This window comes from Duganella rhizosphaerae (assembly GCF_040364205.1).
Lineage (GTDB): Bacteria > Pseudomonadota > Gammaproteobacteria > Burkholderiales > Burkholderiaceae_D > Rugamonas > Rugamonas rhizosphaerae.
The window spans coordinates 346,879-370,177 of record NZ_BPWK01000004.1; the positions used below are offsets into that span (position 1 = coordinate 346,879).

The window sequence follows — 23,299 nt, forward strand, 5'->3', positions numbered from 1 at the left end:
AAGCTTTACGGCGCCAGGCGCGCCAGCCGGATGCCGGTGAACTGCCAGCGGGCGCCGGCAGGGAAGAAATTACGGTAGCTGGCGCGCGCGTGGCCGTCCGGCGTGGCGCAGGACGAGCCGCGCAGCACGTACTGGTTCAGCATGAACTTGCCGTTGTACTCACCCAGCGCACCGGGCGCGCTCTGGAAGCCGGGATAGGCGGCGTAGCTGCTGCTGGTCCACTGCCAGCAGTGGCCGAACATTTGCAGCAGGCCGTCCTCATCGGCGGCGCCTGCCGGATGCAGCGTGCCGGTTTCCACCTCCGCCTGCGCGGCGGCGAATTCCCACTCCGCCTCGGTCGGCAGGCGGGCGCCGGCCCAATGGGCATAAGCATCCGCTTCAAACAGCGACAGATGGGTCGCGGGCCGCGACAAGTCCAGCGGCTGCGCACCATGCAGCGTGAACTCCCGCCACTGCCCCTGCTCGTCCTGCTGCCAGTAGATCGGACAATTCAGGTTCTGGCTGCGCACCCAGTCCCAGCCCTCCGCCAGCCACAGCGCCGCGTTGAAGTAACCGCCGGCGGCGACAAACTCAAGGTACTCGCCGTTCGTCACCAGCCGAGACGCCAGTTCGAACGGCGCCACGTACTGCTTGTGGCGCGGCAGTTCGTTGTCGAAGCAAAAACCGCTGCCGTGATGCCCGATGTCGGTCAAGCCGCCCACAAACGGCAGCCATGCCATCGGCGGCGCCGCCTTGGCCGGCGCCAACGGCAGGTCCATATACTCCGGCAGCAGCGCGCTTTGCGCCAGCAGGTGCTTGACGTCGGTGAGCATCAGTTCCTGGTGCTGCTGCTCGTGCTCCAGTCCCAGCGTGACCAGCATCGTCAGCTGCGCGCGCTGTTCGGCATCGAGATCGCTGGCCAGCAGGCGGGCCACGCGGGCGTCGACGTCGGCGCGATACGCGCGCACCTGCGCCATCGCCGGCCGCGTCAGCAGGCCGCGCTGCGCGCGTGGATGCTTCTCGCCGATGCCGTTGTAGTAGGAATTGAACAGCACCCGGAACGCCGGATGGAACGGTTCAAAGCCGGCCTCCATCCGTTCAAGGATGAAGGTCTCGAAGAACCAGGTGGTGTGCGCCAGGTGCCACTTGATCGGACTGGCGTCCGGCATCGACTGCGCGCCGCAGTCCTCGTCGGTCAGTGGTTCGGCCAGCGCCAGCGAGCGGCGGCGAACCTTGTCATAGCGGGCGTGCAGGTCTTGCTGCGGTGGGCGCATGTCCATGGGTATGATCGGCTTTCAGCCAGGGATAACCCTGGCGTGGATGACGGCGAACCAGTTCGACGAATCGGTCCATACCTGGGCCGTGGCGAAGCCGGCCCGCTCCAGCAGGTTGACGAAGGACTGCCGCGTGTACTTGTAGCTGTCCTCGGTGTGGACACGCTCGCCGCGCGCGAAATGACGTTCGCCGCCGGCCCAGCGCACGGTCAGCGCGGCGCGCGCTTCCAGGTGCATCTCGATGCGGCTGTCGGCCTCGTTGAAGAAGGCACGGTGCTGCCACTGGGCGACATCGAAGTCGGCGCCGATCAGGTGGTTCAGGTGGCGCAGCATGTTCAGGTTGAAGGCTGCCGTGACGCCCAGCGCATCGTCATAGGCCGCGTCCAGCACGGCGCTGTCCTTGATCAGGTCGACGCCGATCAGCAGGCCGCCGTCCGCGCCCGCGTTGGCGCGCAGCCCGCGCAGGAAGGCGACCGCCTGCTCCGGCGAGAAATTGCCGATCGAGGAACCGGGATAGAAGAACAGGCGGCGGCCGTGGCGCACGCTGTCCGGCAGTTCGAAGCCATGGGAAAAGTCCAGCCCCAGCGCCGTCATCTCGATATCGGGGAAGCGCTGCTGCAGGCGGCCCACCGCCTCGGTCAGGAAATCGCGCGAGATATCGACCGGCACATACTGCGCCGGTTGCAGCAGCGGGAACAGGCTGGCAGCCTTGGCGCAATTACCTGCGCCCAGGTCGATCAGCGTGGCGCCGGTGCCGATCGCGCCCGCCATGTCGGCGCCGTGCTCGGCGAAGACGCCGGCCTCGGTACGGGTCGGATAGTATTCGGGCAGCTCGCAGATGGCCTCGAACAGCTTGGAGCCGAGGCCGTCGTACAGGTATTTGGGCGAAATGTGCGGCTTGGCGGCCAGCAGGCCGGCGCTGATCTCCGCGACCACTTCGGCACTGCCGTGCGCAGCTTGCCGCGGCTGCGGCGCTGGCGTGTTGCTTGCGTCGGGCGAAACAACACGGATCGCCGAGGAGCGGGACATCTGCATAGAAGCTCTGCCTTTAAAGGAGGTCATCCCATTTACGGAAGACATTTTTGTTATGATAGCCGAATATCCATTTTGCAGCGCCGGGCCCACAAAACTGTGCGGTCCTTCACATTCGTCGCAACTGAAGCACAAATCTTACAAAAAAGGCACACGACTATGACATTCTCCGCCATGCGCACGATCAAATCCCTGTTTGCCGCCGGCCTGATGCTGGCAGCAGCCCACTCCCAGGCCCAGTCGGCCGACCACGTGTTCCGCGTCTCCGCCATCCCGGACGAAGCGCCGACCGAATTGCAGCGCAAGTTCAAGCCGCTGGGCGAGTACCTGGAGAAGAAGATCGGCATGAAGGTTGAATTTACGCCCGTGACCGACTACGCCGCTTCGGTGGAAGCGCTGATCAACAAGAAGGTCGACATGGTCTGGTTCGGCGGCTTCACCTTTGTGCAAGCCAAGGACCGCAGCAAGAACCAGATCACGCCGCTGGTGCAGCGCGCCGAAGACGAGAAGTTCCGCTCGGTCTTCATCACCACCAACAAGGACATCAACAAGCTGGAAGACCTGAAGGGCCACACGCTGAGCTTTGGTTCGGAATCGTCGACCTCGGGCCACCTGATGCCGCGCTCCTACCTGCTGGCCGCCAAGATCAACCCGGACACCGACCTGAAACGCATCGCCTTCTCCGGCGCGCATGACGCCACCGTGGCCGCCGTCGCAGGCGGCAAGGTCGACGCCGGCGCGCTGAACATCTCGGTCTGGGAAAAACTGGTCGCCGAGAAGAAGGTCGATCCGGCCGTGGTCCGCGTGTTCTACACCACGCCAGGCTACTACGACTACAACTGGAGCGTGCGCACCGACATGAACGCCGACCTGAAGAAAAAACTGACCGACGCCTTCCTGGCGCTGGATCCGAAGAACCCGCAAGACAAGGCCATCATGGACCTGCAGCGCGCCTCCAAGTTCATCCCGACCAAGGCCGAGAACTACACCGCGATCGAAGCCGCGGCACAGAACGCGGGCCTGCTGAAGAAGTAATCGATGTCCACTTACCACCTGCAGAACCTGACGGTGCGCCATCTCGGCGCATCGCGGGCGGCCGCACTGCATGCGATCTCGTTGACGATACAACAGGGCGAGCAACTGGCGCTGATCGGCCCATCAGGCGCCGGCAAAACCACCTTGCTGGCGACGCTGGCCTGCGCCCACCAGCCGGCTGAAGGCAGCTTCCAGGCCTTCGGCGTCGACCCGTGGGCGCTGGGCCACGCGGAGCGCCACCGCCTGCGCGCGCAGCTGTTCCTGGCGCCGCAAACGCCGCCGTTGCCGGCGCGCCAGCGCGTGGTGACGGCGGTGCTGGCCGCGCGCCTGCCGCAATGGAGCTTGTGGCGCGCGCTGGTGTCGCTGGTCAAGCCGGCCGACCCGGAAGCGGCGTGGCAGGCGCTGTCGCGCTTCAACCTGGGCGACAAACTGTATTCTCGCGTCGACCGCCTGTCCGGCGGCGAGCGCCAGCGCTGCGGCCTGGCGCGCCTGCTGCTGTCGCCGGCCAAGGCGCTGCTGGTGGACGAGCCGCTGTCCGCGCTCGACCCGGTGCTGTCCGAACTGACATTGACCACCTTGCGCGACGAAGCCAAGGCGCGCAACGCCACGCTCATTTGCAGCCTGCACCAGGTCGACCTGGCGCTGAGCCACTTCCCGCGCATCGTCGCCCTGCGCGACGGCCGCATCGAATTCGACCTGCCGCGCGCCCAGGTCACTCCCGACATGATCGCCGCGCTGTACCAGGGCGAACAGCCCGCCGCCAGCCCGCCGCCGCTGGACGAGGCCATGGCCGTCAAGCTCGGCGTCGGCGCCTGTCTGTAATGGCGACGCTGACTGCCCATCCAGATCCGGCCTGGCGCGGCCGCGTCGCCGCCACCGCCGTCTGCCTGCTGATCCTGTGGCCGATGCTGGTGGTCACCGAGTTCAAGCCGTGGACGCTGTTCGACTGGCAGAGCCTCCGCTCCACCGGCCGCTTCCTGGCCGACTTCCTGGTGCCGGCGCACGGCGCCGAATTCCTCACCATGCTGCTGGAGCAGACCTGGCTGACCATCGCCATCGCCACCTCCGGCCTGGCGCTGGCGCTGCTGGGCGCCATCCCCGCCGCGCTGATCATCAGCGAGCAGCTGTCGATCTCGCGCCTGGGCACGGGCCGCATGCGGCCGCTGGCGCGCATCGTGCGGCAAACGGTGCGCTGGACGCTGGTGCTGCTGCGCAGCGTGCCGGAGCTGGTATGGGCGCTGCTGTTCGTGCGCATCATCGGCCTCGGGCCGACCGCCGGCGTGCTGGCCATCGCCCTCACCTACTGCGGCATGCTGGGCAAGGTCTACGCTGAAATTCTCGAATCGTCCGACGCCCATGCCAGCGACACGCTGCTGGCCAACGGCAGCGGACGACTGGCCGCGCTGCTGTACGGCGCGCTGCCGGAAGCGGCGTCGGAACTGATGTCCTACACCGTCTACCGCTGGGAGTGCGCGATTCGCGGCTCGGTGGCGATGGGCTTTGTCGGCGCCGGCGGCCTCGGTCAGCGCATGGACGAATCGATGAAGATGCTGGCCGGCGCCGAAGTGTCGTCGATGCTGCTGGTGTTCGTGCTGCTGGTGGCGCTGGCCGACCAGTTCTCCAAGATCCTGCGGAGGCGCCTCGGATGAACCACATGATGCCCAAGCCGCCGCGCCGCGACTGGACCGTGCTCGCCATGCTGGCGATGGTGGCGGTGCTGGTGGTCGCCAGCTTCGCCTCGCTGCCCTTGAAGTGGCGCGAGTTCTTTACGCTCGAAGCGGTCAACAGCACGCTGGAGCTGCTGGCCGGCTTCGCGCCGCCCGACCTGTCCACGCCCTTCCTGGTCAAGACCGGCTGGGCCGCCATCGAGACCATGGCCATGTCCGCGCTCGGCACGCTGCTGGCGGTGCTGGCCGGTTTGGGGTTCTCGCTGTCCGCGTCCGGCCGCTTCGGCCGCCCGGCGCGCGCGTTGATGCGCGCCCTGCTCAACGTGCTGCGCTCCATCCCCGAGCTGGTGTGGGCCTCGATCCTGCTGATCGCCTGCGGCCTGGGGCCGTTCGGCGGCACGCTGGCGTTGGCCGCGCACACCGCCGGCGTGCTGGGCCGCCTGTTCGCCGATTCGCTGGAAAACGCCGCGCCGCTGCCGGAGCAAAGCCTGCGCACCAACGGCGCCTCCGCCGGCGCCGCCTTCTTCTACGCCACGCTGCCGCAAACGCTGCCGCAGATGCTGTCCTACACGCTGTACCGCTGGGAGAACAACATCCGCGCCGCCGCCATCCTCGGCGTGGTCGGCGCCGGCGGCCTGGGGCAGATGCTCAAGTACCACCTGTCGCTGTTCCAGATGCAGCAAGCGGCCACCGTCATCGTCGCCATGCTGCTGCTGGTCGCGCTGGTCGACGGCATCAGCTTCGCGCTGCGCCGCGTCCTCACCCGCTAACCCCGATAAAAACCCCATGCTCGAACTGCGCAACCTGTCCAAGTCCTATGCCAGCGGCCGTCCGGTGCTGTCCAACCTGTCCTGGAACTTCAAGGCCGGCGAATTCGTCTCCATCATGGGCGATTCCGGCGTCGGCAAATCGACGCTGCTGAACCTGATCGCCGGCCTCGACACCCCGGATGTGAGCCCGAACCCCGCACCGGGCGACTCGCCCATCATCGTCGACGGCGTGCCGATGTCCGGCTTGGACGACGATGCCGCCACCAGACTGCGGCGCGCGCGCATGGGCTTCATCTTCCAGGCCTTCCACGTGCTGCCGCACCTGACGCTGCTGCAAAACGTCGCCCTGCCGCTGCTGCTGAACGGCCTGCCGACCGAGCGCGCGGCGGAAATGCTGGAGGCCGTGGGCCTGGGCGGGCGCGGCAACGACTTCCCACATCAACTGTCCGGCGGCGAAATGCAACGGGTGGCGATCGCCCGCGCGCTGGTGCACCGCCCGGCCCTGGTGCTGGCCGACGAACCGACCGGCAATCTCGATCCGGATACCGCCCACAGCATCCTGACGCTATTGCGGCGCGAAATCAAAGCCACCGGCGCGTGCGCGATCATGGTCACGCATTCGCAGGCGGCGGCCGAAATGACAGACAAAACCCTACAACTATCAAAATCAGGCATACAAGAAACAACAATCGTCAACCCGTTTAAGCAATAAACAAGATAATTTTTTTATCAAACCCTCCCATTCTTTTCTCCGCGTAGTATTATTGAAACCAACTTGCATGGTTATCAAGAATGTTGAGTTGCGTACCACATTCAGACCAAAAAAGTGTGGACGCTAGCCTTGCCGGGAAACGTTAGTTCTTTTCACGTTTTGAGCAAAGGAGGAGCAAATCATGAACGTACGGCAAAAAAAGCTGGAACTGATCGAAGCCATGAATCGCGCTCGGGCGCTGGAACCATCCAGTTTTGTTCCGAACAAGCTTCTTGATACTTTGATCGAAAAGATGAACCTGAAAAACGACGCGGAACTTTGCCGAGTTTTAGAGGTACAGCCTCCCATCATCAGCAAGATCCGACACCGCAAACTGGCCGTCGGAGCTACCATCTTGCTGCGTATGCATGAAAAGTCAGATATCAGCATACGGGAATTGAAGGATCTGTCGACCGCGTCTATGCATTGAGCAGCCTAGCTGGTCTTGCCATGCCAGGCGCCGGCATGCGGTATCCGGCGCCCTCTAATGCAATAGCGTACAGCCCAAACCCCGCTGAACGCCGCATTACCCCTCCTGTAGCGCCTCTTCCACACATTTCAATTTGATACTCTGCGACAAAAAATCAGGCTTATACTGATTTTCAGGCCTCCTATCGCCATCCCGCTTCTGTCGTCGTCACGTTGTTCTGGCCGCCCCGGCCGGCATGTTCTTTTGCGCTCCGAAGGAAAACATCATGAAATGGTTCTACGATCTGAAAATCGCCACCAAACTGGTCACCTCCTTCATGGTTGTGCTGGGCCTGATGCTGGCCAACGGCGTCATCTCCATCGCCAACATGGGCACCATCAACGGCTCCACTGTGGACCTGTATAGCAACTGGCTGCCCAGCGTGCGCACGGTCATGATGGTCCAGACCGACCTGCTCGCGGTACGCCGCTGGGAACTGTCATCCTTCCTGTACAGCGAAGGGCCGGCGCGCACCAGCATCAATACCCGCATGGCGGCCGCTCTCGCCTCGCTCACCAAGGACGCGGCCACCTATGCGGCGCAAGTATCAGAGCCCGAAGAGAAGCGCATACACGCGGACATGGTCAAGTCGATGAACGGCTATCTGGCCTCGCACGAAAAGCTCATGGCCCTGCTGACGGCTGGCCCGGATAAAGCCGAAGACGCCAAGGCGCTGCTGTCCGGCGACTCGGCCCGGCAGCTTGGCGACGCGCTCACCGAGATCGATCAACTGGTCAAGATCAATCTTGCAGGCGCCGATAAGTCAGGCCTGACGGCGGCCACGGTGTTTGCCAACGCGCGCATGTGGACCATCGGCCTGCTGGCCGCCGCCATCGTGGGCGGCATGGCACTGGCGATGTGGGTGGCCCGCATCATCTCGCGGCCGCTGCGCACCGCGCTGGACGTGGCGCAGCAGGTGGCCAAGGGCGACCTGACATCATCGATCGAAGTCGAGTCGGACGACGAGACCGGACAGCTGATGCAGGCGCTGCGCAATATGAACGACAACCTGCTGAAGATCGTCGGCCAGGTGCGCCACAGCACCGACGAAATCGCCACCGCCTGCGGCGAGATCGCCACCGGCAACCTGGACCTGTCGGCGCGCACCGAGCAGCAAGCCAGCTCGCTCGAGGAAACCGCCAGCTCGATGGAGGAACTGACCTCCACCGTCAAGCACAACGCCGACAACGCGCGCCAGGCCAATCAGCTGGCGGCCACCGCCACCAGCGTCGCGGCCAAGGGTGGCAACGTGGTGTCGCAGGTGGTCGACACCATGAACTCGATCCACGACTCGTCGCGCAAGATCGTCGACATCATCGCCGTCATCGACGGCATCGCCTTCCAGACCAATATCCTGGCGCTGAATGCGGCGGTGGAAGCGGCGCGCGCCGGCGAACAGGGACGCGGCTTCGCGGTGGTCGCCAGCGAGGTGCGCAACCTGGCGCAGCGCTCGGCTAGCGCCGCCAAGGAAATCAAGACCCTGATCGACAACTCGGTAGGCCAGGTCACCATCGGCAACCGCTTGGTGGGCGAAGCCGGCACCACGATGACGGAAATCGTCGACAGCGTGCGGCGCGTTAGCGACATCATGGGCGAGATCAGCTCCGCCAGCCGCGAACAGACGGAGGGCATAGAACAGATCAACCAGGCGGTATCGCAAATGGACGCGGTCACGCAGCAGAACGCCGCGCTGGTGGAACAGGCGGCAGCGGCGGCGGGCAGCCTGCAGCAACAGGCCGAACACCTGACCGCTGCGGTGCAGGTGTTCAAGCTGCACGCGGATCCGGTTGCGCGGCCGGTGCTGGCGCGCGGCGGCCGCAAGCCGGCGCTGTTGGCCGGCTAGGCGTGGTTGTTCAGCACTTCTCGTATTTCCAGTTGCGCGCCTTGCCCTCGGCGATCCACTCGACCGCCTGCTCGCGCCGGCGCGTGCGGGTGGCCTCGGTCTTGGCTTCGGCGATCCATTCCGCGTAATCGCGCTTCTTGCTCGGACTGAAGGCTTCGAAGTGCTGCTGCGCCGCCGGCACCGCGCGCAGCGCTTCGGTGAAATCGTCGGGGATGACCAGCGGCCTCGGTTCGGCGGGCTTGGCGCGGGCCGGCGCGGCGATGCCGTCGTCATTGAGCTTCATCGCCTTCTTGATGTAGCCGGTCAGGACCTTCTTGGACGGCAGGTCCTTGACCGTTTCGATGCGGCCGAACTGCCCCATCGCTTCGCGGTTGGCCTCATCGGCCATCAGCAGCTCGCCCTTCCAGAAACCCAGCGCGCAGTGGGCCTTGAAGGCCGACATCCCGCACATCATGCCCTTGTACATAAAGTGCGGGAAGCTCCACTTCATCGTCTCTTCAACGTCCGGGCAGGCCTCGTGCACGACCGCGCGCAGGTGCTTGAGGATGGGCTGCGCAAATTCGGCGGACTTGGCGATGTAGGCGTCGACGCGCGGATCGATGGTGGGCATGATGATGCTCGGCTGGTTGTTGTTTGCGTCAATATACCAAATACTCGGGGTGGCGCTTGGCGATTTCGCTTTCCAGCTGGTTGACGAAGGTGAAATTCGGCAGCGTCGGCGCGATGCGGCGGCCGATGTCCCAGCTACGCCACGCGCTGGGCGTATCGAAGCGCATGATCATCAGGTCGCCCAGGTCCTTCCACGCGCCACCCAGCACCGGATTGGCCTCCAGCACATCGGCGAACAGCTGATCCGATTCCTTGTACTGCCCCAATCTGGCGCGGTTGTTGGCTTCGAACAGCTTCAGGATATAGGCCTTGCGCGGCGCCTGGTTGCGCAATCCGGACAGGGTCGACACGGCCGCCGCGAACTCCTCCTTCTTGGTGACGCTGGTGGCGCTGAAGGTCAGGCTGACCGGGGTGCTGGCACGCATCTGCTCCAGCTGCGCCGGCGTAAATGGCAGCATGGGGGCGCCGGTGGCGAGCGTACATTCGACCCGGCCGAGCATCGTATCGAGCAGCTGGTCGGCGCGGTAATCGGCCTCGGTGTCGCAGGGATGGGCGGCGCGCAGGGCGGCCAGTTGCTCCGGCGTCTGCGCCGCCATGCGGTCCATCAGCGCGTCGATCGCGCCTTGCACCGGCGCGGCCTGGCGGCGCGTGTAGCCTTGCAGCGTATAGGCCGGCGGCGTTGCGCTCTTGACCTGCTCCACGCTGACATTGACCGTGCTGACACCCATGGTGGTGTTGACGGTGAAGGTCAGGCTGTCGGGAATCACGCCGCCTTCGGCCAATTTGGCCAGCACCTGCGGATGGACCGACTGCGTGTAGCGCAGCAGCTGCGCGAAGTGCGCCACATCGCGCGCGCCGGCCTTGGCGCCATGCTTGCTCCATGTGGCCAGCGGGCCGCCCTCGCTGGAGAATTTCAGCGCATCGCCGCCGCTGGAGGCGTCGATGACGGTGGCGCTGTCCTCGGCCAGCGTCAGTTCCTGTTCCAGGTCCACCTTGCGGGCCGGCTTCAACTCGGTATTGAGCTTGGCCAGCATGGCGTTCATGCCGATGCGGTTGCGCATTTCGAAGACCCGGAAACCGGCGGTGTCGAACAGCGAGTAGTCAACGTAGGTTTTACTGGCGCCATCCAGTACCACGCGCCGCCGGTTCTTGAAATCGTATATCGTCGTCGCACTGTCCGACCTCGCTTCGATATAGTCGTCGGCCAGGGTGACGTACAGTGTGGTCTTGCTATCGGCCGGCGACTTGGTCACGGTCTTCAATGGCTCGTGATGCACGGACGACGTGACTTGCAGCGTAACGGCCGCCTGGCAGCTGGCGCCGCAGGACAATGCCAACAGGGCCAGCAACTGAATTCGATTCATAAGTACTCGTCCGATGTTAGTAAAAAAACTCATGCTAAATGGGCTTATCATTAATGACAACATTTTTTACGAATTTATCGCTGCCCCTGGCCGCTAGCGCCGCCCTGTTGCTGGCCGGCTGCGCCGCGACCGGCAACGGCGGCGGCCCGTCCGCCGTCAAGCCGGAGCAGTTGAGCGGAGCGCTGAATCGCGTCAGTTGGGGCGTCAATCTGAGCACCTACCAGCAGGCCGAAAGACTCGGCTACGACGCCTGGCTGGAGCAGCAGCTGCATCCCGCCGCGGCACGGCTGCCAGCCGCCGCGCAGACGCAGATCGACGCCATGACGATCACCCGGAAAACGCTGGTGCAGCTGAACCAGGACCTGGACCAGCAGCGCAAGGACGCCGACAAGATCGCCAACGACGACCAGAAGAAAGCCGCGCAGCAGGCCTACCAGCAGGAGCTGAATCGCATCGCCAGGGAAGCGGCCACGCGCTCGCTGCTGCGCGACCTGTACTCGACCAACCAGCTGCAGGAGCAGATGACGTGGTTCTGGATGAACCACTTCAACGTCCACCAGGGCAAGAGCAACCTGCGCGTGCTGGTCGGCGACTACGAGGACACGGCGGTGCGCGCCCACGCGCTGGGCAAATTCCGCGAACTGCTGGGCGCCACGCTGCGCCATCCGGCCATGATCCGCTACCTGGACAACGAGCAGAACGCCGTCGGCCGCATCAACGAAAACTACGCGCGCGAATTGATGGAGCTGCACACGCTGGGCGTGGACGGCGGCTACAGCCAGCGCGACGTGCAGGAACTGGCGCGCATCCTGACCGGCGTCGGCGTCAACCTCGGCGCCACCGCGCCCAACGTGAAGAAGGAACTGCAAACGCAGTATGTGCGGCAAGGGCTGTTTGAATTCAACCCGAACCGCCACGACTACGGCAACAAGGACTTCCTCGGCCAAGCGGTGAAGGGACGCGGCCTGGCGGAAGTGGACGAAGCACTGGACCGCCTGAGCCGCCACCCGGCCACCGCCCATTTCATCAGCCGCAAGCTGGCGCTCTACTTCGTCGCCGACGAAGCGCCGCCGGCGCTGGTGGAGCGGATGTCGGCCACCTTCCTGTCCACCGACGGCGACATCGCCGCCGTGCTGCGCACCCTGTTCACGTCGGCCGAATTCGCGCAGTCGCTGGGCCGCAAATTCAAGGACCCGGCGCATTACGTGGTGTCCGCCGTGCGCCTGGCCTACGACGACAAGGTGGTCCTCAACACCGGGCCGATGCTGTACTGGCTCACGCGCATGGCCGAACCGCTGTACGGCCGCCAGACGCCGGACGGCTACCAGCTCACGCAATCCGGCTGGGCCAGTCCGGGCCAGATGACCACCCGCTTCGAGATCGCCAAGGCCATCGGCTCCGGCAGCGCGGGCCTGTTCAAGACCGATGGCCCGCAGGCGCAGGAGCGCGCCGCCTTCCCGCAACTGGCCAACGCGCTGTACTACCAGTCGCTGCAAAAAACCATCGCCCCCGCCACCCGCCAGGTGCTGGAGCAGGCGGTCTCGCCGCAGGAGTGGAACACCTTCCTGCTGTCATCCCCGGAACTGATGCACCGCTAAGGAATCGCACCATGAAACGCCGCACCCTGCTCAAATCCCTGTCCGCGCTGGCGCTGCCGGCGATGGCCGGCAACCTGTGGGCCGCTCCGGCCACCAAGACCCGCCTGCTGTTCGTCTTCATGCGCGGCGGTTACGACGCCACCAGCCTGCTGGTGCCGATCGCCAGCCAGTACTACTACCAGGTGCGGCCCAACATCGCGATACCCAAGCCCGGCGCGGACCTCAATTCCGCGCTGCCCATCGACAGCGACTGGGGCCTGCACCCCGCCCTGCGCGACAGCATCTACCCGCTGTTCACGGCCGGCCAGGCGGCGTTCGTGCCGTTCGCCGGCACCGAGGACATCTCGCGCAGCCACTTCGAAACCCAGGACAGCATCGAACTGGGACAGGCGCTGGACCGCACGCGCGACTACCGCTCCGGCTTCCTGAACCGGCTGGCGCAGACGCTGACCGCAGACCGGGCCAGCGCCATCTCCTTCACCGATCAGCTGCCGCTGGTCATGCAGGGCGGCGTGCAATTGCCGAACATGGCGCTGCGTTCCATCGCCAAGCCCTCGGTCGACGCCCGCCAGGCCAAGCTGATCTCCGCCATGTACGACGGCACGCCGTTGTCGCAGCAGGTGCGCGACGGCTTCGCGGTGCGCGAGGACGTGATGAAGGAAATGATCGGCGAGATGGACGCGGCCAACCGCAACGCCATCACCGCCAAGGGCTTCGAGCTGGAAGCGCGCCGCATCGCCAAGCTGATGAAGGACAAATACAACATCGGCTTCGTCGACGTCGGCGGCTGGGACACCCACGTCGGCCAGGGCGGCGCCACCGGTTACCTGGCCGGGCGGCTGGACGAACTGGGACGCGGCCTGGCCGGCTTCGCGCAGGAGATGGGGCCGGACTGGAAGGACACGGTGGTGATCGTCGTCAGTGAATTCGGCCGCACCTTCCGCGAGAACGGCAACCGCGGCACCGACCACGGACACGGCTCGGTGTACTGGGTGCTGGGCGGCGGCGTCCAGGGCGGCAAGGTGCGCGGCGAGCAGATAAGGCTGGAGCAAGCCACGCTGTTCCAGAACCGCGACTACCCGGTGCTCAACGAATACCGCGCCATGTTCGGCGGCCTGCTGACGCGCATGTACGGTCTGAATGCCGCACAAGTCGAAACGATTTTCGGCGCCAAAGGGCGCGATATCGGGCTGCTCTGACTAAAGCGCCGGACGCTGTCAGGCCAGGGTCAACCGGCGGTGCAAGCGCTCCAGCGCGCGCATGAACAGTTCCGGCTCGCCGGCAGCGCGCGCCAGCACCAGCGCCCCCTGGATGCCGCCGACGGTGTCCTCGGCCAGCGCCAGCGCGGTGTCGGCATCGCGGCCGGCGCGCTCCAGCGCATCGGCCAGCGCCGCCACCCACTCGGCAAAATAGCCCTGCACCTTGACGGTGAAACGGTCGCGCTCATGGCCCAGCGCGAACACGCCCACCAGGCACACCTTGCGGCCCGACTCGAAGTAACGGCCGACCGCGACGAACATCCGCTCTATCCCCTGCGCCGCATCGTCGGCGCTGCGCAGCGGCTGGAACACCTGATCGCGGAACCAGCCGTCGATCTCGGCCAGCACGGCATCGGCCATCTCGTCTTTGCCGCCGGGGAAAAAGTTGTACATGCTCCCCTTGCCCAGCTTGGTGCCCTCGGAAATCCGGGACAGGCTCGCGCCCTCGAACCCGTAAGTCCGGAACACTTCCGCCAGCAGCGGGATCACGTCGCCGCGTTCGACCATCGTTCTTGCCATAGCTACCTTCTTAAAACAGTCAAAATCCGAACTCGCTCAGTCCCGCGTGGTCGGCCGGACGCGGGCCGTTCAGGTCCCAATGGAACTTGCGGTCGGCCGCGGCGATCGGCGCTTCGTTGATGCTGGCCAGCCGGTGGCGCATCAAGCCGTCCTCGGCGAATTCCCAGTTCTCGTTGCCGTAGGCGCGATACCACTGGCCGGAATCGTCATGGTATTCGTAGGCGAAGCGAACTGCAATGCGGTTGCCCTCAAATGCCCACAATTCCTTGATCAGCCGATACTCGAGTTCGCGCGTCCATTTGCGCGACAGCAAGCCGACGATGGCGGCGCGGCCGGTCACGAACTCGGCCCGGTTGCGCCAGCGGCAGTCCTCGGTGTAGGCCAGCGAGACCTTTTCCGGATTGCGGGTGTTCCAGCCGTCTTCGGCCAGGCGGACCTTCTGGATCGCGGTTTCACGGGTGAACGGAGGGAGAGGTGGACGTGTCATGGGATTACCTTTTCAAGTTGTTTGTACCGATCGGTACAAACAAAGTGTAGTCTTCGCCTTGAACGATTGCAAGCGGTTTTTTTTAGCGCCGCCGTCCGCTAGGGCAATCCGAACTCCTTGCCCCGCAGTCCGGAATACACGGCGTCGAACACCCGCAGATGATCGATCGCCGGCAGCGGACCGGCACCGATCGGCTCGCCCAGCCGCTGGACCTTCCCCGCCGCGCCGTGAAATGCCGGCCAATGCGGCACGCCGCTGCCGTTCGGATCACCCGTGGCGGCAAAATTGACCCAGTAGCGCGACATCGCCGCCGCCAGTTCGCGGTCGGCACGGCTCCATGCCCAAGGCGCCTGCCCCAGATGGTCGAACATATACCAAAGCTCGGCGTAGTGGCTGGCGCCCCAGCCGGCATGGACCGAATCGGCCGGAAACGGCGGGCGCTGCGCGAAGCTGTAGTAGTACACCGGACTGCGCCCAGCCTGCGCCAGCCGCGCCCAGGCCCACATGTCCCAGCCAAAACGCAGGTCGCGCTCAAGCCCGAGACGGCCCTCGCGCGCCTCGGCGTCGGTGGCGTGCGGATAGGCCGCCAGCAGCGCCGGCGGCAAGGCGCCGACACTGGCGGTGATATCGGCCTCGAAGCGCTCGGCGCGCACCGCCGTCACGTCGACCAGCGCGCGCGCCTCCTCGGCGTTCGAGCCCAGCAGCAAAGGCACGTCCTGATAGCGGCCCTGGACATAGGCCTCATACGGCGACATGGGCAGCACGTCCGGTTCGATCACGGGGTGTGAGACCGCGCCCGCGCCACCACCAATCAGGCGATCGGCCGGCAGCTGGCGCATCGCCTCAAGGGTGGTGGCGCCGAGCGAATTCATGTAGCTGGCGCCGTCGCGTTCGGCGTTTGCCAGCAGGTAGCCGGGCGCTAGCTGCAAGGGCTCGAAGATGCCGCCGCTCTGCGCGATGGCGCGCTGGCACAGGCCCCGCGCGCGCGGCGACGCCAGCAGCGCGCTGACGGCCATCGCGCCGGCCGACTGTCCGGCGATGGTCACGCGGCCCGGGTCGCCGCCAAAGGCCGCGATGTTGCGCCGCACCCATTCCAGCGCCGCAATCTGGTCCATCAGGCCGTAGTTGCCCGACGAGCGATGCGGCGATTCGGCGCTCAGCGCCGGGTGGGCCAGGAATCCCAGCGCGCCGAGGCGGTAGGCGATCGTGACCACCAACACGCCTTTGCGGGCCAGCCGGTCGCCGTGATACAGCGGCATCGCCGCCGAGCCATTGGCATAGCCGCCGCCATGGATCCAGACGATCACCGGCAAGCGCTGGCCGGCGCGGCGCGGCGGCGCCCACAGATTGAGGTACAGGCAATCCTCGCTGACGGCCGGTGGCGTCTCGCCGGGCATCGACACGCCTTGCTGCATGCACGCCGGCGCAAACTGGCCGGCGTCGCGTACGCCCTGCCACGCAAGCACCGGCTGCGGCGGCCGCCAACGCCACTGCGCCACTGGCGGCAACGCGAACGGAATGCCGCGATACACGTCCACACCGCCTTGCCGCCGCCCCGCCACTGCGCCGTCCCCGGTCATCACCGGCGCCGCCTGCGCCCAGCTCCAACCCGACAACAGCAACGCCAGCCACCATCTGCATACCGTCTTTCCCATGTCCGCTCCCTAGCGATTTGTCAGCGACCAGTGTGGCTTGCCGGCGCCGCCCAGGCCAGACCGCCTGGTCACTTTTTCGCACGGCTTATCCCATTTCCGCCGGCGGCGTGAACGCTGCTAGAATCGATCGCATGACGATTTCCGCCCATCCCGCCCCTGCGACCGCGACTGCGACTTCACGCTGGTCAGCCTGGCTGCGTCCGCACGCCTGGGTCCTGCTGTACTGGCTGGCCTTCCTGCTCGTGCTTGAACCCGGCAACATCCAGCGCGCCAGCCAGGCCGGCCAGATTCTCAGCCTGCCGCACGAAGCTCTCCGCATCCTGGTGGCCGCCCTGCTGGGCGCGACGGTCACCTCGGCGGTGCAGACGCTGGTTGAGCGTTACCCGCTGCACGGTCCGGATCGCGTCCGCCATGTGCTGATCCATGCCGCCGGCGCCGCCGGCCTGGCGTTCACGCTGATCCTGGCGTCGTGCCTGCTGGCGGCATGGCTGTTCGCGGGCCGGTGGCTGCCGTCCTGGGACGAAATCCGGGACCAGCTGGTGAGCAACTTCACGCTGCTGGTGTTTGCGCTGGCCGCGCTGACGGCGCTGGTCCAGGCCAGTCTTCAGCGTGGGGCATCGGCCGCCGCCCCGGCGCGGCCCGCCATGCCGGCGCACGCCGGCGACACCTTCCCCCCGCTGACCCACGTGGAAGTCAAACGGCGCGGCCAGCTGATCTCGCTACCACTATCCGAAGTGGACTGGATCGAATCGCAGGGCAACTACGTGGCCCTGCACGTCGGCGAAGAACAGCATCTGGTGCGCGACACCGTGTCACGCTTTGCCGAACGGCTCGATAGCCGCCAGTTCCTGCGCATCCACCGCAGCATGATCGTTGCCGTCGACCGCGTCCGCGCAGTCGAACCGCTGACCAACAGCGACACCCTGCTGCACCTGACGCGCGGCGGCCCGTTGCGTGCCAGCCGCAGCTACGCCGCCGCCGTCAAGGCGGTCGCGGCGCAACTACACCCGCATCAATAAGCACCATTCTTTGTCGTGGGCCGGTCACAAAACAGCGTTATCATAACTACAAGTTAATTTGATAACGGAGTAAATCATGCGCATCCCTGCCCTGCTGGCCCTGGCGCTCGGCGCCGCCGCATTCGCCCCGGCCCACGCCGCCGACGCCTGGCAGCTCGCCGGTGTCGACAATTTCTACATGCACACGCCCGCGCCCGATTCCTTCACCGGCCTGTATCGCAGCCAGGGCATGGCCACCGACGGCAAGCAATGGTTCTTCTCCTGGCAGTACGGGCTGGAACGCGCCAATGACAACTTCGACTCCCTGCAGCGCAATTCCTCGTTGACGCTGGCCGGCGGCCTGTCGCCCGGCATTCCTGGCGCGCTGCTGGCGCAGGGACTGAACCACATCGGCGATATCGATTACCACAACGGCATCATCTACGCTTCGCTCGATTCCACCGCCGGCTACACCAAGCCGCATGTGGCGCTGTTCAACGCCTCGGACCTGAGCTACACCGGCAAGACCTATGAACTGGGCGGCACGCCCGCCAACCCGAACAAGGACCTGGCCAGCTGGGTCGCGGTGGACGCCAAGCGCGGCTTCGGCTACGGCAAGGAATGGCAGGACGGGAACACCATCAATGTCTACAACCTGAACGACTGGAGCTTCAGCCACACGTTCACGCTGTCCGCGCCGCTGGGCCGCGTCCAGGGCGCCAAGGTGGTCGGCGACTGGCTGTACATGGCCTCGGACAACGACACGCAATCGATTTACCGCAGCAACCTGCTGACCGGAGCGGTGGAGGAAGTGCTGCGCCTGCCGCAGCCGCCGGGCGATATCGAAATGGAGGGACTGGCGCTGCGCGAAGGCGCCAACGGTGCGCTCGACATGTACATCGAACAGGTGGTCGATCCGGACCGCAGCGGCCAGTCGCTGACCAATCCCAACCTGCACCTGGCGCTGTACCACTACCAGCTGGCGCCGGTGCCGGAACCGGCCACGTATGCGATGCTGCTGGCGGGCGCCGGCCTGCTGGCCATGCGCCGCCGGCGCGTCGCCTAGGCCAACACCTTCAGGCGAACAGTTCCCGGCCCAGCTGCCGGCCGCTCTCGGTCAGCAGCACGGTGCCGGCGACGCCGCCCTCTTCCAGCCGCAGCTCGACCCAGCCGGCATCGACCAGCAGCGTCAGCTGGCGCCGCAGCACCGACATCGGCCGCTCCGACTGCTTGCTCAATTTCGCCAGCGTGCAGGGCTTGTCCGGCCACTCCGCGTTGATGCGCCACAGCGCCTCCAGCACGCCGACCAGCGCTGCCATGACCTCTTCATCCATCCTGTGCACCCGTAAGCTCAAAAACGCAATTCTGCACTATACTCCGCTCAACAAGATCGACTGGAATATGGCATGCAAAAAACGAAACCCGAAGGGCGCATCGAACCGTATCAACACGCCGCCGCGGGCTGGGGCGCATTGAAGCAGGTGGCGATTAATCTGGTGCGCGAAAAGGTCAGCGGCGGCAACTACAAGACGCTGCTCAAGCAAAACCAGCCGGACGGTTTCGACTGTCCCGGCTGCGCCTGGCCGGACCGCGAACATGCGTCCACCTTCGAGTTCTGCGAGAACGGCGTCAAGGCGGTGGCGGCCGAAGCCACCAGCAAGCGCGTGCGTCCCGACTTCTTCGCCGCCCACACCGTGGCCGAACTGCTCACGCAATCCGACTACCAGCTCGAACAGCACGGCCGCCTGACCGACCCCATGGTCTACGACGGCGCCAGCGACAAATACCTGCCGATCGCCTGGGACGACGCCTTCGCGCTGATCGCCCGCCACCTGCAGGCCCTGCCCGATCCGAACCAGGCCACGTTCTACGTCTCCGGCCGCACCGGCAACGAAGCGGCCTTCCTGTTCCAGCTGTTCGTGCGCATGTACGGCACCAACAACTTCCCCGACTGCTCCAATATGTGCCACGAGCCCACCAGCCGCGGCCTGCCGGGCACCGTCGGCGTCGGCAAGGGCACGGTCACGCTGGAGGACTTCGAGCACGCCGACACGCTGCTGATCTTCGGCCAGAACCCGGCCACCAACCACCCGCGCATGCTGGGCGAGTTGCGCGACTGCGCCAGGCGCGGCGCCACCATCGTCTCCATCAACCCGCTGCGCGAGCGCGGCCTGGAGCGCTTCACCAGCCCATCGCACCCGATGGAGATGCTGACCAATTCCAGCACCAGCATCAGCAGCATGTTCGTGCAACCGAAACTGAGCGGCGACTTCGCGCTGATCAAGGCCGTCGCCAAGCGCCTGGTCGAACGCGACGACGCCGCGCTGGCCGCCGGTGACGCATCGCTGCTGGACCGCGACTTCATCGCCGCCCACACCAGCGGCTACGAGGCCTTCGAACAGGACCTGCGCGCCCAGGACTGGGACCAGCTGCTGGCCGAATCCGGCGTGCCGCGCGCGCAGATCGAGGAGCTGACCGAGATCTACATCAAAGGCCAGAAGGTGATCTGCACCTGGGGCATGGGCCTGACCCAGCACAAGGGCGCGGTGGCGACGATCCAGATGCTGTCCAACCTGATGATGATGCGCGGGAATATCGGTCGCTTGGGCGCCGGCCTGTGCCCGGTGCGCGGCCACTCCAACGTGCAAGGCGACCGCACCATGGGTATCGAAGAAAAGCCGACCAAGGCCTTCCTCGACCGCATGCAGAAAGTGTTCGCGTTCGAGCCGCCGCGCGCGCACGGCTACGACACGGTGGAAAGCATACAGGCCATGCTGGACGGGAAAGTCAAAGTCTTCTTCGGCATGGGCGGCAACTTCGCGATGGCGACGCCGGACACGCCGCTGACTTTCGACGCCCTGCGCGCCTGCGACCTGACCGTGCACGTGGCCACCAAACTCAATCGCAGCCATCTGGTGCACGGCAAGGACGCGCTGATCCTGCCGACCCTGGGCCGCACCGAGATCGACATGCAGGCCGGCGTGCCGCAGGGCGTGACGGTGGAGGATTCGATGAGCATGGTCCACCTGTCCTACGGCATGAACACGCCGGCCTCGGACAACCTGCTGTCCGAGACCATGATCGCCGCCCGCATGGCGCACGCCACGCTGGGCAGCGACAAGGTGGACTGGCTGGGATACGGCAGCGACTACGCCCGCATCCGCGACGCCATCGAAACAGTGTTCGACGATTTCCACGACTTCAACGCGCGCGTGGCCAAGCCGGGCGGCTTCCATCTGAAGGTGGCCTCGCGCGAGCGCGAATGGCGCACCGCCAGCGGCAAGGCGCAGTTCGTGCCGCACGCGGTCGACACCGACACCCCCATCCACCGCGCCCGCGCCCTGCACGGCGAACGGCTGATGACGTTGATGACTGCCCGTTCGCACGACCAGTACAACACCACCATCTACGGCATGGACGACCGTTATCGCGGCGTGTTCGGCCTGCGCCGCGTGGTGTTCATCAACGCGGCGGACCTGGCGCTGCTGGGCATGCGCAACGGCCAGTGGGTGGACATGGTCAGCGTGTGGGACGATGGCGTGGAACGCCGCGCCGAGCGCTTCCTGCTGGTGGAATACGACATCCCGCGTGGCTGCCTGGGTTCCTACTTCCCGGAGACGAACGGCCTGGTCCCGCTGCACAGCACCGCCGACGGCGCCGGCACGCCGACCTCGAAATCGATCCCGGTGCTGCTGCAGCTGTCGGCCGAGCAGGCGTCGGCGGAATAGTCAGGTATATTCGACGCAGCCGTCCTGGCGGCAAAAGCTCACCAGCTTGATGCCCGCTTCGGCGGCGATGTCGATCGCCAGCGTGCTGGGAGCGGAAATGGTCGCCAGCATCGGAATGTGCATGCGCGCCGCCTTGCGCACCAGTTCATAACTGGCGCGGCTGGACATGAAGACGAAACCGCGCTGCAGGTCCACGCCGTCATGCGCCAGATGGCCGATCAATTTATCGAGCGCGTTGTGGCGGCCCACGTCCTCGCACACGCGCAGCACGGCGCCGTCCACCGCGCACCATGCGGCGGCATGCACGCCGCCGGTGTCGCGCATCAGCTGCTGGTGCGCGCCCAGCTCCGCAGCCGCGCGCGCGATGGCCGGTGACAGCGTATCCACATCGTGCAGCGCCGCCGCGTCGATACGCGCGGGCTGCAAATCCAGCAGCTCCAGGCTCTCGATGCCGCACACGCCGCAACCGCTGCGGCCCGCCATCGAGCGGCGCTGCTGCTTGAGCTGCATGAAATCTTCCTGGGCGATGGTGAGCGCGACTTCGAAGCTGCGCGCGTGTTCCCGCAGTTCGATATCGAAGACGTCGGCGGCCTTGCCGACCAGGCCCTCGGTCAATGCGAAGCCGAGCGCGAACGCTTCCAGCTCGCGCGGCGTGACCATCATGACGGCATGCGAAATGCCATTGACGACCAGCGCCACCGGCATTTCCTCGGCAACGCGGTCGGTGGTGCGGCTGGCGTCCTGCTGCGCCAGGCCGCGACGGCGCAACACGGACCGCTCCTGCGATCCGCTTCGTTCCGTCTCAGTTTCAAACTTCATCCCCGCCCCGCTGAATAAGCACAACAGCTTATTCTACACGGGGCGAACGCACATCAGGCAGCCAGCTGTTCGCCGGCCACGCCGTAGTGGCGGGCGTAGCGGCCATCCAGGTTGGCCAGCGGCAGCAGCAGGAACAGGTCGGCGCTTTCGAAATCAGGATCCCAGGCCGGTTCGCCGCAAATCCAGGCGCCCGAACGCACATACCCCTTCAGCAGCGGCGGCACTTGCGGCTTCTGCGCGGCTTCCAGTTTCGAGAACGGGAACGGCAGGTGCGGGGTGACGCGGTATTCGGACGGCGCCAGGTGGGCGCCGACCAGCGACTGGTAGACCGCGACCGCATTGTGGCCGCCATCGGCCAGGCTGATGCTGGCGCAGCCGGCCAGGTAGTCGCAGTTCTCGCGGCGCATGTATTCGGCCAGGCCGGACCACAGCAGCATGATGACGCTGCCGCCACGGTAGTCCGGATGGATGCAGGCGCGGCCCGCTTCCACCATGCGGCCACGCAGGTTATTCAGGCGGCCCAGGTCGAACTCGCCTTCGGAGTAGACGCGGCCCAGTTTGCGGGCGCGCGATGCGCTCAGCAGGCGGTAGGTGCCCACCACCTTGAGCGTGCTCGAATCACGCACGATCAGGTGATCGCAGTGTTCGTCGAATTCGTCGCTGTCCAGGCCATCCTCGCGGACCAGCGAGCTCAATCCCATTGTTTCGATGAACACCTTGTAGCGCAAGCGCTGCACCTCGCGCAGCTCTTCCGGTGTGCTTGCCATACTGAGTACCAGCTTACCGGACGCTGCCCGCGCGTCGGCTTGTATGATCGAAGTTTGCATGCTTCATCCTTTCTGTGGGAGACGAAGCAAGCGTAACGGTCGAATACTTCAGGAAAATGACATCGTGGTGTCAGTTCCGTGACATGGGCCGAAGTGTTGTTTTTTAATTAGTCTTTCTTTGGGCGGCCGGTCTTCAGTTGCGGCAGGCTTGCCAACACATTTTGCAGCGTGGCAAGGTCGATCTGGCTGATCAGGGCCACGCCGATACGCAGCAATTCGCTCTTCTTGATCTCGAAGCCGGCCTTCAGGCAAGCCTTCTTGACCTGGCCCAGCACCGCATATTCCTGCTCGGGCATGGTGAAGCTGTCGCGCACCAGTTTTTCCTTGCGGGTTTTGTCCTTGGCGGCATCCACTGGCGCCGGCTTGGCTGCTGCGGCCTTAGGTGCGGCCTTGACGGCGGTTTTAGGCGCTGGCTTGGCGGCGGCTTTAGGCGCGGCCTTGGCGGCCGGCTTGGCGGCGGCCTTGGGTGCGGCCTTGGGTGCTGCCTTGGCTGCCGCCTTAGGTGCTGCTTTCGGCGCGGCCTTGGCGGCGGCTGGTTTGGCGGCGGCTTTAGGTACGGCCTTCGTTGCGGCCGGCTTGACTGCGGCCTTGGCCACAGGCTTGGCCGCGGCTTTTG

23 protein-coding genes are annotated in these 23,299 nt (G+C 65.6%); 12 read left to right on the forward strand and 11 right to left on the reverse strand.

Features of this window, described 5'->3' with window-relative positions:
• Positions 1 to 5 precede the first annotated feature (5 nt).
• On the reverse strand, positions 6 to 1,259 hold the full coding sequence (gene egtB, locus RUGAMON1_RS11540; protein WP_445230639.1) for an ergothioneine biosynthesis protein EgtB: 1,254 nt from the start codon (positions 1,257 to 1,259) through the stop codon (positions 6 to 8).
• 15 nt (positions 1,260 to 1,274) lie between these two features.
• Positions 1,275 to 2,288, reverse strand: coding sequence for an L-histidine N(alpha)-methyltransferase (egtD, locus tag RUGAMON1_RS11545; RefSeq protein WP_445230640.1), 1,014 nt, complete (start codon positions 2,286 to 2,288; stop codon positions 1,275 to 1,277).
• Between the two features lie 156 nt (positions 2,289 to 2,444).
• Here egtD and RUGAMON1_RS11550 point away from each other — a divergent pair, with 156 nt between their 5' ends.
• The 7 genes from RUGAMON1_RS11550 to RUGAMON1_RS11580 all read left to right on the forward strand — a co-directional run bounded on the left by RUGAMON1_RS11550 (position 2,445) and on the right by RUGAMON1_RS11580 (position 8,820).
• Positions 2,445 to 3,320 (forward strand): putative selenate ABC transporter substrate-binding protein, encoded by an 876-nt coding sequence (locus RUGAMON1_RS11550; protein WP_445230641.1) that lies wholly within the window; start codon positions 2,445 to 2,447, stop codon positions 3,318 to 3,320.
• Positions 3,321 to 3,323: 3 nt separating this feature from the next.
• Complete coding sequence (locus tag RUGAMON1_RS11555) at positions 3,324 to 4,142, forward strand: phosphonate ABC transporter ATP-binding protein (RefSeq protein WP_445230642.1); 819 nt, start codon at positions 3,324 to 3,326, stop codon at positions 4,140 to 4,142.
• Positions 4,142 to 4,969, forward strand: coding sequence for a PhnE/PtxC family ABC transporter permease (locus tag RUGAMON1_RS11560; protein WP_445230643.1), 828 nt, complete (start codon positions 4,142 to 4,144; stop codon positions 4,967 to 4,969). The genes RUGAMON1_RS11555 and RUGAMON1_RS11560 overlap by 1 nt, the downstream gene beginning before the upstream one ends.
• Positions 4,966 to 5,757 carry a phosphonate ABC transporter, permease protein PhnE gene (gene phnE, locus RUGAMON1_RS11565; protein ID WP_445230644.1) on the forward strand — a complete coding sequence of 264 codons (792 nt, stop codon included), beginning with the start codon at positions 4,966 to 4,968 and terminating at the stop codon, positions 5,755 to 5,757. Before RUGAMON1_RS11560 ends, phnE begins: the two co-directional genes overlap by 4 nt.
• A 16-nt stretch (positions 5,758 to 5,773) precedes the next feature.
• Positions 5,774 to 6,469: an ABC transporter ATP-binding protein gene (locus RUGAMON1_RS11570; protein ID WP_445230645.1), complete on the forward strand. Its 696-nt coding sequence runs from the start codon at positions 5,774 to 5,776 to the stop codon at positions 6,467 to 6,469.
• 181 nt (positions 6,470 to 6,650) lie between these two features.
• Positions 6,651 to 6,938, forward strand: a complete 288-nt coding sequence (locus RUGAMON1_RS11575) for a hypothetical protein (RefSeq protein ID WP_008447145.1) — start codon at positions 6,651 to 6,653, stop codon at positions 6,936 to 6,938.
• A gap of 265 nt (positions 6,939 to 7,203) precedes the next feature.
• Positions 7,204 to 8,820: a methyl-accepting chemotaxis protein gene (locus tag RUGAMON1_RS11580; RefSeq protein WP_445230646.1), complete on the forward strand. Its 1,617-nt coding sequence runs from the start codon at positions 7,204 to 7,206 to the stop codon at positions 8,818 to 8,820.
• 10 nt (positions 8,821 to 8,830) lie between these two features.
• On the opposite strand, the gene RUGAMON1_RS11585 is transcribed toward RUGAMON1_RS11580, so the two are convergent.
• Both RUGAMON1_RS11585 and RUGAMON1_RS11590 read right to left on the reverse strand, forming a co-directional pair.
• On the reverse strand, positions 8,831 to 9,430 hold the full coding sequence (locus RUGAMON1_RS11585; RefSeq protein WP_445230647.1) for a YdeI/OmpD-associated family protein: 600 nt from the start codon (positions 9,428 to 9,430) through the stop codon (positions 8,831 to 8,833).
• Positions 9,431 to 9,458: 28 nt separating this feature from the next.
• Positions 9,459 to 10,793: a hypothetical protein gene (locus tag RUGAMON1_RS11590; RefSeq protein WP_445230648.1), complete on the reverse strand. Its 1,335-nt coding sequence runs from the start codon at positions 10,791 to 10,793 to the stop codon at positions 9,459 to 9,461.
• A 53-nt stretch (positions 10,794 to 10,846) separates the two neighbouring features.
• Between RUGAMON1_RS11590 and RUGAMON1_RS11595 the strand changes: the two genes are divergently transcribed.
• Together RUGAMON1_RS11595 and RUGAMON1_RS11600 are read left to right on the forward strand one after the other, a co-directional pair.
• Positions 10,847 to 12,391, forward strand: a complete 1,545-nt coding sequence (locus RUGAMON1_RS11595; protein ID WP_445230649.1) for a DUF1800 domain-containing protein — start codon at positions 10,847 to 10,849, stop codon at positions 12,389 to 12,391.
• Between the two features lie 11 nt (positions 12,392 to 12,402).
• Complete coding sequence (locus tag RUGAMON1_RS11600) at positions 12,403 to 13,590, forward strand: DUF1501 domain-containing protein (RefSeq protein WP_445230650.1); 1,188 nt, start codon at positions 12,403 to 12,405, stop codon at positions 13,588 to 13,590.
• An 18-nt stretch (positions 13,591 to 13,608) separates the two neighbouring features.
• On the opposite strand, the gene RUGAMON1_RS11605 is transcribed toward RUGAMON1_RS11600, so the two are convergent.
• From RUGAMON1_RS11605 to RUGAMON1_RS11615, 3 genes are all read right to left on the reverse strand, one after another.
• Entirely contained in the window at positions 13,609 to 14,169 is a 561-nt protein-coding gene (locus RUGAMON1_RS11605; protein WP_445230651.1) for a TetR/AcrR family transcriptional regulator, read from the reverse strand.
• Positions 14,170 to 14,188: 19 nt separating this feature from the next.
• Positions 14,189 to 14,656 (reverse strand): nuclear transport factor 2 family protein, encoded by a 468-nt coding sequence (locus tag RUGAMON1_RS11610; RefSeq protein ID WP_116989679.1) that lies wholly within the window; start codon positions 14,654 to 14,656, stop codon positions 14,189 to 14,191.
• Positions 14,657 to 14,754: 98 nt separating this feature from the next.
• Positions 14,755 to 16,311 (reverse strand): carboxylesterase/lipase family protein, encoded by a 1,557-nt coding sequence (locus RUGAMON1_RS11615; protein WP_445230652.1) that lies wholly within the window; start codon positions 16,309 to 16,311, stop codon positions 14,755 to 14,757.
• Positions 16,312 to 16,442: 131 nt separating this feature from the next.
• On the opposite strand from RUGAMON1_RS11615, the gene RUGAMON1_RS11620 reads away from it, so the two are divergent.
• Both RUGAMON1_RS11620 and RUGAMON1_RS11625 read left to right on the forward strand, forming a co-directional pair.
• Positions 16,443 to 17,330, forward strand: coding sequence for a LytR/AlgR family response regulator transcription factor (locus RUGAMON1_RS11620; RefSeq protein ID WP_445230653.1), 888 nt, complete (start codon positions 16,443 to 16,445; stop codon positions 17,328 to 17,330).
• Positions 17,331 to 17,406: 76 nt separating this feature from the next.
• Positions 17,407 to 18,375 (forward strand): PEP-CTERM sorting domain-containing protein, encoded by a 969-nt coding sequence (locus tag RUGAMON1_RS11625; RefSeq protein ID WP_445230654.1) that lies wholly within the window; start codon positions 17,407 to 17,409, stop codon positions 18,373 to 18,375.
• A gap of 10 nt (positions 18,376 to 18,385) precedes the next feature.
• Here the strand turns inward: RUGAMON1_RS11625 and RUGAMON1_RS11630 are convergent, their stop codons facing one another.
• Entirely contained in the window at positions 18,386 to 18,628 is a 243-nt protein-coding gene (locus RUGAMON1_RS11630) for an ArsR family transcriptional regulator (RefSeq protein WP_445230655.1), read from the reverse strand.
• 87 nt (positions 18,629 to 18,715) lie between these two features.
• On the opposite strand from RUGAMON1_RS11630, the gene RUGAMON1_RS11635 reads away from it, so the two are divergent.
• Positions 18,716 to 21,037, forward strand: coding sequence for an FdhF/YdeP family oxidoreductase (locus RUGAMON1_RS11635; protein ID WP_445230656.1), 2,322 nt, complete (start codon positions 18,716 to 18,718; stop codon positions 21,035 to 21,037).
• Here RUGAMON1_RS11635 and fdhD read toward each other — a convergent pair whose 3' ends face one another.
• The 3 genes from fdhD to RUGAMON1_RS11650 form a co-directional block, all read right to left on the reverse strand.
• Positions 21,038 to 21,856, reverse strand: coding sequence for a formate dehydrogenase accessory sulfurtransferase FdhD (gene fdhD, locus RUGAMON1_RS11640; protein WP_445230657.1), 819 nt, complete (start codon positions 21,854 to 21,856; stop codon positions 21,038 to 21,040).
• A gap of 53 nt (positions 21,857 to 21,909) precedes the next feature.
• Positions 21,910 to 22,683 (reverse strand): GNAT family N-acetyltransferase, encoded by a 774-nt coding sequence (locus RUGAMON1_RS11645; RefSeq protein ID WP_445230658.1) that lies wholly within the window; start codon positions 22,681 to 22,683, stop codon positions 21,910 to 21,912.
• Between the two features lie 107 nt (positions 22,684 to 22,790).
• A complete protein-coding gene (locus tag RUGAMON1_RS11650; RefSeq protein WP_445230659.1) occupies positions 22,791 to 23,279 on the reverse strand; it encodes a hypothetical protein in 489 nt (162 codons plus the stop codon).
• Positions 23,280 to 23,299: the final 20 nt, after the last annotated feature.